The sequence below is a fragment of the Streptomyces sp. NPDC053048 genome, assembly GCF_044547045.1.
Lineage (GTDB): Bacteria > Actinomycetota > Actinomycetes > Streptomycetales > Streptomycetaceae > Streptomyces.
This window is the reverse complement of the sequence record NZ_JBITZS010000008.1, coordinates 215,792-228,043: the sequence shown is the minus strand read 5'-3', so window position 1 is coordinate 228,043 and position 12,252 is coordinate 215,792. Positions and strand designations below refer to the sequence as shown.

Here is a 12,252-nt window from a genome sequence, read left to right as displayed (position 1 = left end):
GAGCAACCGACGATGACCACCGGAGCGCAGAACCCCGCCGGAGGCGGCGACGTACGCCTGTGGGGCGGCCGGTTCGCGGACGGGCCGGCCGAGGCCCTCGCCAAGCTCTCCGCCTCCGTCCACTTCGACTGGCGGCTGGCCCCCTACGACATCGCCGGCTCCCGCGCCCACGCGCGCGTGCTGCACAAGGCCGGGCTGCTGAGCGCCGACGAGCTCCAGCGGATGATCGAGGGGCTGGGGCTGCTCGAGGCCGACGTCGCCGCCGGCACCTTCACCGGCACCATCGCCGACGAGGACGTGCACACCGCCCTCGAGCGCGGCCTGCTGGAGCGGCTCGGCCCGGAGCTCGGCGGCAAGCTGCGCGCCGGGCGGTCCCGCAACGACCAGGTCGCCACGCTCTTCCGGATGTACCTGCGCGACCACGCGCGGATCATCGGCGGCCTGATCACCGACCTCCAGGAGGCGCTGGTCGGCCTCGCCGAGGCCCACCCGGACGTCGCCATGCCGGGGCGCACGCACCTGCAGCACGCCCAGCCGGTGCTCTTCGCCCACCATGTGCTCGCCCATGTCCAGGCGTTGTCCCGGGACGCGGAGCGGCTGCGGCAGTGGGACGAGCGCACGGCGGTCTCGCCGTACGGCTCCGGCGCGCTCGCGGGCAGCAGCCTCGGCCTCGACCCGGAGGCGGTCGCCGCCGACCTCGGCTTCGAGCGGGGCTCGGCCGGCAACTCCATCGACGGCACGGCCTCGCGGGACTTCGTCGCCGAGTTCGCCTTCATCACGGCGATGATCGGCGTCGACCTGTCGCGGATCGCCGAGGAGGTCATCATCTGGAACACGAAGGAGTTCTCCTTCGTGACCCTGCACGACGCCTTCTCCACCGGCTCCTCGATCATGCCGCAGAAGAAGAACCCCGACATCGCCGAGCTCGCGCGCGGCAAGTCGGGGCGGCTGATCGGCAACCTCACCGGGCTGCTCGCCACCCTCAAGGCACTCCCGCTCGCGTACAACCGCGATCTGCAGGAGGACAAGGAGCCGGTCTTCGACTCCTGCGACCAGCTGGAGGTCCTGCTGCCGGCCTTCACCGGGATGATGGCGACCCTCACCGTCCACCGCGAGCGCATGGAGGAGCTGGCCCCGGCCGGCTTCTCGCTGGCCACCGACATCGCGGAGTGGCTGGTCAAGCAGGGCGTGCCGTTCCGTGTGGCGCACGAGGTCGCGGGGGAGTGCGTCAAGGAGTGCGAGGCGCACGGCATCGAGCTGGACGAGCTGACGGACGAGCGGTTCGCCGCGATCTCCCCGCACCTGACCCCCGAGGTCCGTTCCGTGCTGAGCGTCCCCGGCGCGCTGGCCTCCCGCAACGGGCGGGGCGGCACGGCCCCCTCGGCCGTCGCGACGCAGCTGCAGGAGGTCAAGGAGGACCTGGCGGTCCAGCGGGCCTGGGCGGACGCCCGGCGCGGCTGACCCCGGGGCCCCGGGGTAGTGAGACAACGACCACCCGGATGAGACATCTCTGTCTCATCCGGGTTATGGTCGTCTCATGAGCCTCGATCGTGAACGTGTCCTGAGAGCAGCGGCCGCCCTGCTCACCCGCAAGTCGACCGCCTCGATGGACGAGATCGCCAAGGCCGCCGGCATCAGCCGTGCCACCCTCCACCGCCACTTCGCCGGCCGCGACGCGCTCGTGCGCGCCCTGGAGGACCTCGGCATCGAGCTCTTCGGGCGCGCCCTGGACGCGGCGCGGGTGGACGAGGGCGACGCGTCCGAGGCCGTGCGCCGGCTGGTCGCCGAGGCCGAGCCCATCGCCGCGATGCTCGCCTTCCTCTTCACCGAGAACCAGCTCTACGAGGGCGGGATCAACGAGGGCTGGAACCGGCTCGACGCCCGCGTCCACGCGCTGTTCCTCCGGGGCCAGGAGGAAGGCGCCTTCCGGATCGACCTGTCACCCGCCTGGCTCACCGAGGCCCTGTACGGGCTGATCGGCACCGGTGCCTGGGCCGTGCACGACGGCCGGGTGGCCGCCAAGGACATCAGCCGCATGGTCTCCGAGCTGCTGCTCGGCGGCGCACAGCGGAGGATGGAGCGGTGAGCAGCGAGATGATCACCCCGCGGCCGGACGAGCGGGACGAGGCCGAGGCCCCGCGCCCGGGGCGCTGGCTGGCGCTGGCGGTGCTGGCCCTGGCCGTGCTGCTCGTCGCCGTCGACGCCACCGTCCTGGGCCTGGCCACCCCCTTCCTCAGCGAGGACCTGCGCCCCTCGGGCACCCAGCTGCTGTGGATCGGCGACGTCTACTCCTTCGTCATCGCCGGCCTGCTCGTCTCCATGGGCAGCCTCGGTGACCGCATCGGCCGCAAGAAGCTGCTGCTGACCGGTGCGGTGGCCTTCGGCGCGGTCTCGGTGCTCAACGCCTACGCCACCAGCCCCGAGATGATGATCGCGGCCCGTGCGCTGCTGGGCGTGGCGGGCGCGACGCTGATGCCCTCCACGCTGGCCCTGATCCGCAACCTCTTCCACGACCCCCAGGAGCGCAGCCTGGCCATCGGCATCTGGGGGGCGATGGCCTCCGCCGGCGCCGCGGTGGGCCCGGTCGTGGGCGGCTTCCTGCTGGAGAACTTCTGGTGGGGCTCGGTCTTCCTGATCAACCTGCCGGTCATGGCCGTGCTGGTGCTCGTCGGCAGCAGGCTGCTGCCCGAGTCGCGCGACCCCTCGCCCGGACCGTGGGACCTGCTGAGCGTGGCACTGTCGATGGTGGGTGTCATCGCGGTCGTCTACGCGATCAAGGAAGGTGCCACGCACGGCCTGACCTGGCCGATCGCCCTGGTGGTGGCGGTGGGCCTGCTGGCTCTGACGTGGTTCGTGCGGCGTCAGCTGAGCCTGTCCTCGCCGCTGCTGGACATGCGGCTCTTCCATCACCGGGGCTTCTCCGCCGCCGTACTGGCCGATCTGCTGACGGTGCTGGGGCTGTCCGGGATGGTCTTCTTCCTCTCGCAGTTCCTGCAGCTGGTGCAGGACCGCAGTCCGCTGGAGGCCGGGCTCGCCGAGCTGCCCGCGGCCATCGGCGCGGTGACGGCGGGTCTGCTCGCCGGCCAGGCCGCGCGGCGCTTCTCGGTCCGCTCGGTGGTGGCGGGCGGCCTGGGAGCGATCGGGGTGGCCCTGGCGGTGCTGGTCGGACTGTCGTCCGGCACCGGCTACCCGGTGCTGGGCACTGTCCTGCTGGTCGTCGGTGTCGGCGCGGGCTTCTCCTTCACCGTCACCGCCGACGTGATCCTCTCCAGCGTGCCCAAGGAACAGGCGGGCGCCGCCTCGGCGGTCTCGGAGACGGCGTACGAGCTGGGCGCCGCGCTGGGCATCGCGCTGCTCGGCTCGATCGTCACCGGCGTCTACCGCGACTTCACCGTCCCGGCGGGCGTGCCGGTGGCGCAGGCGACCGAGTCCCGGGAGTCGCTGGGCGGCGCGGTCGAGTCCGCGGCCACGCTGCCGGCCGACACCGGTGGGGTGCTGCTGTCCTCCGCTCAGGAGGCCTTCGTCGAGGGGCTGCGGATCGCCTCCGGGGTCGGCGCCGTGGTCTTGTTGGCGACGGCCGTCGCGGCCTGGTTCCTGTTGCGCGGTCAGCGGCTGGAGGAAGGGTACGGCGGCTGAGCCGGGTAGGGCTCGAATGAGCAGCAAACCGCACAGGGGCCGGGGCTGGCAAGCCCCGGCCCCTGTGAATTTTACCGGCGGGTAACTCTATTGACGCGGTCTTTACGCTCCGGAGAACATCACGTTCACCGGTCGACATTGTCGAACGTGGTTCGGACGAGGGCGTCCGCGCAGTCGCGGCGCCGTGTTCAAAGGATTCCCCCACATGCGTCTGCGCACCACCGCACGGTTCCTGGTCGCCGCCGCGGCCACCGCCGCCCTGAGCCTCATGGGACTCAACGCGTCCCCGGCCGCCGCCTCGCCCCTGGACATCCCGCCCAAGGGCGCCAACGACTGGTCCTGCAAGCCGGATTCCGCGCACCCGCAGCCCGTCGTGCTGGTCAACGGCACGTTCAAGCTGATGGTGGAGAACTGGTCCAAGCTCTCCCCGGCGCTCAAGGACGCGGGCTACTGCGTCTTCGCCTTCAACTACGGGAACATGGAGACCGACCCGATCCCGCAGTCGGCCGCCGAGCTCAAGGACTTCGTCGAGGCCGTGCGCGGCGCGACGGGCGCGGAGAAGGTCGACATCGTCGGGCACAGCCAGGGCGGCATGCTGCCCCGCTACTACGTGAAGTTCCTCGGCGGCGCCGACAAGGTCGACGACCTCGTGGGCATCGTCCCCTCCAACCACGGCACCAAGAACCCGCTCGCCATACCGGCCGGCTGGACCTTCTGCCCGTCCTGCGTCGACCAGCGCTGGGGCTCGGACCTGCTCAAGAAGCTCAACGACGGCACCGAGACCCCCGAGGGCCCCGACTACACCGTCGTCACCACCCGCTACGACGAGGTGGTCATCCCCTACACCAGCGCCCTGCTGACCGGCCCGGCCGAGCGGCTGACCAACGTCGTCCTGCAGGACAAGTGCCCGCTCGACCTCTACATGCACGACCAGGCCACCAAGGACCCGGTCGTCGCCCAGTGGGTGCTCAACGCCCTGGGCCGCAAGGGCCCGGCCGACCCCGGCTTCCAGCCCCGCTGCCTCGGCGGCGCCTGATCCGGCCGGTCCCGGTCCGGCGGGGCCCGGTCCCGGCCCTCACCGGGGCCGGGAGGAAAGGCGTCAGGCGGCCTTGGCCGCGCGCGCCTTGGTGGCGTACATGTCCACGTACTCCTGGCCCGACAGACGCATCACATCGCTCATCACCTCGTCGGTGACGGCGCGCAGCACATAGCGGTCGCGGTCCATGCCCTCGTAGCGGGAGAAGTCCAGCGGCTCGCCGAAGCGCACCGTCACCGGCGCGATGCGCGGCAGGCCCTTGCCGCTCGGCTGCACCTTCTCCGTGCCGATCATCGCGAACGGCACCACCGGCGCGCCCGTCATCAGCGTCAGGCGGGCGATGCCGGTACGGCCCCGGTACAGACGGCCGTCGGGGGAGCGGGTGCCCTCCGGGTAGATGCCGAAGATCTTGCCCTCCTCCAGCACCCGGCGCCCCGTCATCAGCGCGGCCACACCGCCGTTGCCGCCGTCCCGGTCCACCGGGATCATGCCCGACGAGCTGAAGAACCAGGCCATCAGCCGGCCCTTGAGGCCCTTGCCCGTGACGTACTCGTCCTTGCCGATGAAGAACACCTGGCGCTTGACGACCAGGGCCAGGAACAGCGAGTCGATGAACGTCGTGTGGTTGCCGGCGAGGATCACCGGCCCGGTGCCCGCGATGTGCTCGGCTCCCTCCACCGTGGGGCGGTACAGGACGCGCATGAGCAATCCGAGGAACGCCTTGAGCAGGATGCGGGACAACGGGATCCTCCGGTCGTGATGTTCGGTCGGGCGCACGGGGCGCGGTCGCTGACGATACTCGTGAGTACGACCGGGCGCACGCGTGGTTGACCGAGTCGAAACAGAGTGTTGACGTGACTTTTCACTCCGTTCGACCGCCGTTCTTCAGGACGGAAGTCGTACCCGCATACGATCGCCCGGCCAACGCAACACCACGGAACGAGGAGAGTTCATGCAGCAGGAGCAGCGGCCGGGCAGGCGCACGGTGCTGGGGGCCGCGGCGGCCCTCGGCGCGGGAGCGGTCGTCCTCGGCGGCGGGGCGGCCCCGGCGGTGGCGGCCCCGGCCGCGGCGGGCAGGGGTACGGGCGGTTCGTACAAGGACCTGCCGGTGCCGACCGTCGTCGGACACCGCGGCTGCAGCGGCTCCCGGCCCGAGCACACCCTCGGCTCCTACCAGTTCGCCCTGGACAACGGCGCGGACGTCATCGAGCAGGACCTCGTCCCCACCAAGGACGGCCACCTGGTCTGCCGTCACGAGAACGACATCACCGGCACCACCGACGTCGCCTCGCGCCCGGAGTTCGCCTCCCGCAAAACGACGAAGACCGTCGACGGCGAGGCCCACACCGGCTGGTTCACCGAGGACTTCACCCTCGCCGAGCTGAGGACGCTGCGCGCCAAGGAGCGCATCCCCGCCACCCGCCCGCACAACACCCTCTACGACGGCCGCTGGCAGGTGCCCACCTTCGAGGAGGTCCTCAAGTGGGCCGAGGCCGAGGGCCGCAAGCGCGGGCGCCGGATATGGCTGCACATCGAGACCAAGCACCCCACCTACTTCCGCAAGGCCGGCCTGGGCCTGGAGGAGCGGCTGGCGAAGCTGCTGCGCCGCTACGGGCGCTCCGGCCGCAACGCGTACACGCTGCTGCAGTCGTTCGAGCCGAGCAGCCTGCAGCGGCTGAACCGGCTGGGCGTCGACTGCCCCAAGGTGCTCCTGCTGGACGACCTGACCACGCAGCCGTGGGACTTCGTCGAGGCCAAGGACCCGCGCACGGTCGCCGACCTGATCACCCCCAAGGGCCTGGCGTGGGTCGCGGGCTTCGCCCAGGGCATCGGCCCGTGGCTGAACCTGGTCATCCCGCGAGACAAGAACGACCGGCTCACCAAGCCGACCACCCTGGTGCGCGACGCGCACGCCAAGGGCCTGATCGTGCACCCGTACACGATGCGCAACGAGAACAGCTTCCTGCCGGCCGACTTCCGGCGCGGCAGCGACCCGAACGCCTACGGCGACGCGTTCGCGGCGTTCAGGACGTACTTCGCCACGGGCATCGACGGCATCTTCACCGACAACCCCGACACGGGCGCCCTCGCCCGCGCCGACTTCGTCAAGGGCTGACCGTCAAGGGCCGGCCGTCAAGCCCTGAGCGGCCGCTGCTCCCGGACGGGTGATTCGAGGGTGCCGCGGAAACCGGGGGACCGGGGACGGCGTCCCCGGTCCCGTGACACAGAGTGATCTTGTGGACCGGCTGGGGCCGTTGCTGAGGGCCGAGTGCGCCGCCGAGGCGGCCGCCGCCGGCGGCGTGGAGGCCGCCGACCTCGAACAGGGCGTCTGGCTGCGGCTGCTCAGCGAGGGCCGCACCGCCGTGACGGCGGTGCGGTTACGGGCGACCGTGCGGGCCGAGGCCCGTGCGGCGCGGCGCCGGGCGCGGCGCGAGGTGCCGTACGACCCGACGGCCGAGGCGGCGCCCGGCGTGGTGGCCGGCGTCGAACAGGCGGTCCTGGCCGCCGAGGCCGGCCGGGAGCTGCGGGCGGCGGTCCGCCGGCTGCCCGGCCGCTGCCCGGGGCTGCTGGGCGCCCTGCTGTCGGGCCATGACCCGACCTACCGGGAAATCGCAGGGAAGTTGGGAATGTCACAAGGATCTCTGGGGCCGGTACGTTCCCGTTGCCTGGGATGCCTGCGCAGAATGCTCATGCCAGAGATTGCGGCTCCTTCACCCGGGGGAAAGGAGCGTTAAGCGACCCACCAGGGGAGGCATGCGCACATGGGTATGAGCGTGACCATCTCGGCCGCGGCCGGGACCGATGCCGAGCAGATCCTCAAGCTGCAGTATCTCTGCTACCAGAGCGAGGCCGAGCTCTACGGCGACTACTCCATCGAGCCCCTCACCCAGACCCTCGACGACCTGCGCGCCGAACTGGGCGGCGGCTGCGTGCTCGTGGCCCGGCTCGGCGCGGAGGTCGTCGGCTCGGTGCGCGGGGCGGTCGACGCCGAGGGCACGGCCGTGATCACCGGCCTCATCGTGCACCCCCGGATGCAGCGGCACGGCCTGGGCGGCCGCCTGCTCGCCGCGCTCGAGGAGCGGCTGGCGCGGGACTGGTCGGCCAAGCGCTACCGGCTGGCCACCGGCCGGCGCAGCGAGGGCAATCTGCGGCTGTACCGCAAGTGGGGCTACGAGCGCACGGGCACCGAGGAAGTGAGCCGCAAGCTCACGCTCGTCACGCTCGAGAAGGAGGCCCGGCCCGCCGGGGAGCCCGTCTATGCCACGAGTGCCTAGGGCCTGTCGTCACATTCCCGTCTGCCCCGCGACGCCTGGCACGCTCCCCCGAGCTCTTCGAGCAGGGGGCGCCCCCACTCGCCGCACCGGGCGAAAGCCCAAGTACGTCCAGTACGAGGACTTCCGCCCGGCACGCCGAGAGCACGCACCAGACGCCGCGGGGCCGCCCTCCGGGCGACGACGGCAATGTGACGACAGACCCTAGGCGCTCGTCGCCTCCCGGCTCCGGTTCGCCCCGCGCAGCCAGACCATCGCGGTCACCGGCAGGATGACCGGGATGAAGAGGTAGCCCATGCCGTAGTCCGACCAGACCGTGGCGTCGGGGAAGGCGGACGGCTCCAGCAGCGTCCACGTGCCCACGACCAGTACGCCGGCCAACTCGGCCGCGCAGCACACCAGCGCCGCCCGGCGGGCCGACTCCCCGCCGCGCACCAGCGAGTAGGTGATGAAGGCATAGACCACGGCCGCGGCCGCCGACAGGACGTACGCCAGCGGCGCCCTGCCGAAGTCCAGGATCATCTGGACGACCGAGCGGGACGCCGCCGCGACGGTGAACACCCCGTACAGCCAGACCAGCAGCCGGCCGGGGCCCTGGCCCAGGTCGAAGCCGGACCGCCGGCGCGCGTCGGTGGATTCGGTCATGTCAGCCTCCCCAGATGTCGTAGAGCCGCACCTCGAGCACGGCCAGGATCACCGCGCCGGCCGACACCGTGGCCGAGCCCCAGCGGGTGCGTTCGGCCAGGGACATGAAGCCCGCCGCGGGCACCGCGGCCGCCGCGCCCAGCAGATACGCCACGAAGATCGCCGTGCCCTGCTCGGGCCGGTCGCCGCCGGCCAGCCGCACCACGCCGATGACGAGCTGCACCAGGGCCAGCAGGGAGACCACGGCCATGCCGATGAAGTGCCAGTCCTTGGTGGGCTGGTCACGGGAGAAGGCGAAGCCGCACCAGGCGGCCAGTACGAGGGCGGCCAGACCGGCCGCGAGCGTCAGCGCGTCGATCACCGCGGCCCCCGGACGGCGCGGGTGTGCGGACGGGGCGTGACAGGCATGGGACGACTCTAATCGCCCGCGCGGGGGCGCCCGTGCGCGGGCCCGCCGCGTCCACGGACTGATCCACCGTGTCCGCTATTCGGACAGGCTTGGCTTATTCGCACGCACTTCTGTTTTACTGGCCCGCATGACCACGACGAGCACCCGCATCCTTGCGACCGAGGCGATGAACACGCCCGGTGCTGCTCGTCGCATGTGTCGAATGTGTGACTGCTGAGGGCCCCCGTCCGTGCCTCGCGCCCCGAAGCGAGACCCCGTAGCGCCCCCGTACCCGGCCACAGCAGCCGGAACGGCAGGCTCCCGCCCCGCGTCACCAGGACCCCCGATCCGCGCCCCCGGCGCACGACGGGGACACCTATGCCGCGTTCCGCAATGAATTGCCCGTGCCCGGCATTCACCGCCGCGCACTCGACAGTGACGGAAACCCCCTGTGATCACCACTACGGGCCTGACAAAGGTCTACCGCTCACGCGGCCGCGAGGTCACCGCCCTCGACGGCGTCGATCTGCACGTCCGTGAGGGCGAGGTGTACGGCGTCGTCGGACAGAGCGGCGCCGGCAAGTCGACCCTCATCCGCTGCGTCAACCTGCTCGAGCGCCCCAGCTCCGGCACGGTCACCGTGGACGGCCAGGACCTCACCGCACTCGCCGGCCGCGGCCCCCGCGCGGGCTCCGAACTGCGCAAGGCACGCAGCCGCATCGGCATGGTCTTCCAGCACTTCAACCTGCTCTCCTCGCGCACCGTGCAGAGCAACATCGAACTGCCGCTCGAGATCCTCGGCGTCTCCGGCAAGGAGCGCGAGCGCAAGGCCCTCGAACTCCTCGACCTCGTCGGCCTGTCCGACAAGGCCAAGGCCTACCCGGCCCAGCTCTCCGGCGGCCAGAAGCAGCGCGTCGGCATCGCCCGCGCCCTGGCCGGCGACCCCAAGGTGCTGCTCTCCGACGAGTCGACCTCCGCGCTCGACCCCGAGACCACCCGCTCCATCCTCCAGCTGCTGCGCGACCTCAACCAGCAGCTGGGCCTGACCGTCCTCCTCATCACCCACGAGATGGAGGTCGTCAAGACCATCTGCGACTCCGCGGCCCTGATGAAGGGCGGCCGCGTCGTGGAGCACGGCACCGTCTCCGAGATCCTGGCCACCCCCGGCTCCGAGCTCGCCGCCGAGCTCTTCCCGGTCGGCGGCGAGCCCTCCGGCCCGAACCGCACCGTCGTGGACGTCACCTTCCACGGCGAGGCGGCCACCCAGCCGGTCATCTCCCAGCTGTCCCGTACGTACAACATCGACATCTCGATCCTGGGCGCCGCGATGGACACCGTCGCCGGCAAGCAGGTCGGCCGGATGCGCATCGAGCTGCCCGGCCGCTTCGAGGAGAACGTCGTCCCCATCGGCTTCCTGCGCGAGCAGGGCCTGCAGGTCGACGTCGCCGACGTGAAAAGCCCGGCACCCGCCGACGCGCTCCTGAAGGAAGGTGCCAAGTGACCTGGACCGAGATGCAGCCCCTGCTGCGCGACGCCTGTCTCGACACCCTCTTCATGGTGTGGTGGTCCACCGTCTGGGCGGTCATCGGCGGAATCCCGCTGGGCCTGCTGCTGGTCCTCACCGACCGCGGCGCCCTGCTGCAGAACGTCGTGGTGAACAAGGTCATCGGCGTGATCGTCAACCTCGGCCGCTCGCTGCCCTTCATCATCCTGCTCGTCTGGCTGATCCCCCTCAGCCGGCTGATCGTCGGCACCTCCATCGGCCCCAGCGCGGCCGTGGTGGCCCTGGTCATCGGCGCCGTGCCGTTCTTCGCCCGCCTGGTGGAGACCGCCATCCGCGAGGTCGACCACGGGCTGATCGAGGCGGCGCAGTCGATGGGCGGCGGCACCTTCACCGTCGTCTTCAAGGTCCTCCTGCCGCAGGCCCTGCCCTCCCTCATCGCCGGCCTGACCACCACCGTCATCGCCCTGCTCGGCTACTCCGCCATGGCCGGCGCGGTCGGCGGCGGCGGCCTGGGCAACCTGGCCATCACCTACGGCTACATGCGCCACGAGACCGACCTGATGAACGTCACCATCGTGCTGCTGATCGTCATAGTCACGGTCGTCCAGGTCGCCGGCGACCTGACCGTACGACGCCTGACCCGGCGCAGCGGCCGCCAGGCCGCGGCCGTGGGCCTGCGCCGGCTCTGGGCCCCCGCCGTGCCCAGGCCCCGCCCGGCCGCCGAAGCGGCCCCGGAGCCCACCAAGGCCGCATGAGCCCACGGCCGAACCGGCCGCACCCCCCAGAACCCACGAAGCCCGGACCCTTTGCCGGGCGGCAACACCTCGTGAGAACAAGAAAGAGGCACTCTTCGTGCGTACCACCGTCAAGCTCACCTCCGCCCTCGCCGCGGCCGCCGCACTCACCCTCGGCCTGAGCGCCTGCAGCGCCCCCTCCGACACCTCCTCGAGCTCCTCCAAGAAGGGCAAGGACGCCGACCCGGCCGCCAAGCTCGTCGTCGCCGCCAGCCCCACCCCGCACGGCGACATCCTCAACTTCGTCAGAGACAAGCTCGCCAAGGACGCCGGCCTGAACCTGGAGGTGAAGGAGTTCAACGACTACGTGCTCCCCAACACCGCCACCCAGAACGGCGACGTCGACGCGAACTTCTTCCAGCACAAGCCCTACCTCGACGACTTCAACAAGAAGAACAAGACGGACATCGTCCCCGTCGTCAACGTCGAGATCGAGCCGCTGGGCCTGTACTCCAAGAAGGGCAAGAAGGTCGGCGACCTGGGCTCCGGCTCCACCATCGCCGTCCCCAACGACGCCACCAACGAGGGCCGCGCCCTCAAGCTCCTCGCCGACAACGGCGTCATCAAGCTGAAGGCCGGCGTCGGCGCCGAGGCCAAGCTCTCCGACATCGAGGACAAGAAGGGCGTGGAGTTCACCGAGCTCGAGGCCGCCCAGATCCCCTCCCGCCTGGCCGACGTCGACGCCGCCGTCATCAACGGCAACTTCGCCATCGGCGCCAAGCTCAACCCCGCCAAGGACTCCCTGGCCCTGGAGAAGGCCGAGGGCAACCCCTACGCCAACTTCCTCGCCGTCAAGAAGGGCAACGAGGGCGACCCCCGCATCGCCAAGCTCGCCAAGCTCCTCAACTCCGACGAGGTCAAGAAGTTCATCCAGGAGAAGTTCAGCAACGGCGCCGTCATCCCCGCCTTCGGCGCCCCGAAGAGCTGACACCTTGTAACCTCGGCCATTCGTACGGTCGCAGGCCCCGCGCACACGA

General features: G+C 71.1%; 13 protein-coding genes. 10 read left to right on the top strand and 3 right to left on the bottom strand.

Annotated features, from left to right (window positions below; all coding sequences use genetic code 11):
• Positions 1-12: 12 nt before the first annotated feature.
• The 4 genes from argH to ACIG36_RS22680 all read left to right on the top strand — a co-directional run bounded on the left by argH (position 13) and on the right by ACIG36_RS22680 (position 4,672).
• The gene (gene argH, locus ACIG36_RS22695; RefSeq protein ID WP_399930634.1) at positions 13-1,461 is read left to right on the top strand and encodes an argininosuccinate lyase; all 1,449 of its coding nucleotides are present in this window, start codon (positions 13-15) and stop codon (positions 1,459-1,461) included.
• A 76-nt stretch (positions 1,462-1,537) separates the two neighbouring features.
• A complete protein-coding gene (locus ACIG36_RS22690; RefSeq protein WP_399930631.1) occupies positions 1,538-2,086 on the top strand; it encodes a TetR/AcrR family transcriptional regulator in 549 nt (182 codons plus the stop codon).
• 8 nt (positions 2,087-2,094) lie between these two features.
• Positions 2,095-3,636, top strand: coding sequence for an MFS transporter (locus tag ACIG36_RS22685; RefSeq protein ID WP_399931214.1), 1,542 nt, complete (start codon positions 2,095-2,097; stop codon positions 3,634-3,636).
• Between the two features lie 205 nt (positions 3,637-3,841).
• The gene (locus ACIG36_RS22680) at positions 3,842-4,672 is read left to right on the top strand and encodes an alpha/beta fold hydrolase (RefSeq protein WP_399930629.1); all 831 of its coding nucleotides are present in this window, start codon (positions 3,842-3,844) and stop codon (positions 4,670-4,672) included.
• Between the two features lie 63 nt (positions 4,673-4,735).
• Here the strand turns inward: ACIG36_RS22680 and ACIG36_RS22675 are convergent, their stop codons facing one another.
• Positions 4,736-5,413, bottom strand: a complete 678-nt coding sequence (locus ACIG36_RS22675) for a lysophospholipid acyltransferase family protein (protein ID WP_399930626.1) — start codon at positions 5,411-5,413, stop codon at positions 4,736-4,738.
• Positions 5,414-5,624: 211 nt separating this feature from the next.
• On the opposite strand from ACIG36_RS22675, the gene ACIG36_RS22670 reads away from it, so the two are divergent.
• From ACIG36_RS22670 to ACIG36_RS22660, 3 genes are all read left to right on the top strand, one after another.
• Positions 5,625-6,788 carry a glycerophosphodiester phosphodiesterase gene (locus ACIG36_RS22670; protein ID WP_399930624.1) on the top strand — a complete coding sequence of 388 codons (1,164 nt, stop codon included), beginning with the start codon at positions 5,625-5,627 and terminating at the stop codon, positions 6,786-6,788.
• Positions 6,789-6,891: 103 nt separating this feature from the next.
• Positions 6,892-7,407 carry an RNA polymerase sigma factor gene (locus ACIG36_RS22665; protein ID WP_399930621.1) on the top strand — a complete coding sequence of 172 codons (516 nt, stop codon included), beginning with the start codon at positions 6,892-6,894 and terminating at the stop codon, positions 7,405-7,407.
• Between the two features lie 27 nt (positions 7,408-7,434).
• On the top strand, positions 7,435-7,947 hold the full coding sequence (locus ACIG36_RS22660; RefSeq protein ID WP_399930618.1) for a GNAT family N-acetyltransferase: 513 nt from the start codon (positions 7,435-7,437) through the stop codon (positions 7,945-7,947).
• 201 nt (positions 7,948-8,148) lie between these two features.
• Here the strand turns inward: ACIG36_RS22660 and ACIG36_RS22655 are convergent, their stop codons facing one another.
• Together ACIG36_RS22655 and ACIG36_RS22650 are read right to left on the bottom strand one after the other, a co-directional pair.
• On the bottom strand, positions 8,149-8,589 hold the full coding sequence (locus ACIG36_RS22655) for a hypothetical protein (protein ID WP_399930616.1): 441 nt from the start codon (positions 8,587-8,589) through the stop codon (positions 8,149-8,151).
• A gap of 1 nt (position 8,590) precedes the next feature.
• Positions 8,591-8,950 (bottom strand): hypothetical protein, encoded by a 360-nt coding sequence (locus ACIG36_RS22650; protein ID WP_399930614.1) that lies wholly within the window; start codon positions 8,948-8,950, stop codon positions 8,591-8,593.
• A gap of 478 nt (positions 8,951-9,428) precedes the next feature.
• On the opposite strand from ACIG36_RS22650, the gene ACIG36_RS22645 reads away from it, so the two are divergent.
• The 3 genes from ACIG36_RS22645 to ACIG36_RS22635 all read left to right on the top strand — a co-directional run bounded on the left by ACIG36_RS22645 (position 9,429) and on the right by ACIG36_RS22635 (position 12,203).
• Positions 9,429-10,478 carry a methionine ABC transporter ATP-binding protein gene (locus tag ACIG36_RS22645; RefSeq protein ID WP_399930610.1) on the top strand — a complete coding sequence of 350 codons (1,050 nt, stop codon included), beginning with the start codon at positions 9,429-9,431 and terminating at the stop codon, positions 10,476-10,478.
• A complete protein-coding gene (locus tag ACIG36_RS22640; protein ID WP_399930607.1) occupies positions 10,475-11,236 on the top strand; it encodes a methionine ABC transporter permease in 762 nt (253 codons plus the stop codon). Before ACIG36_RS22645 ends, ACIG36_RS22640 begins: the two co-directional genes overlap by 4 nt.
• Positions 11,237-11,333: 97 nt before the next feature.
• Complete coding sequence (locus ACIG36_RS22635) at positions 11,334-12,203, top strand: MetQ/NlpA family ABC transporter substrate-binding protein (protein WP_399930604.1); 870 nt, start codon at positions 11,334-11,336, stop codon at positions 12,201-12,203.
• Positions 12,204-12,252 lie beyond the last annotated feature (49 nt).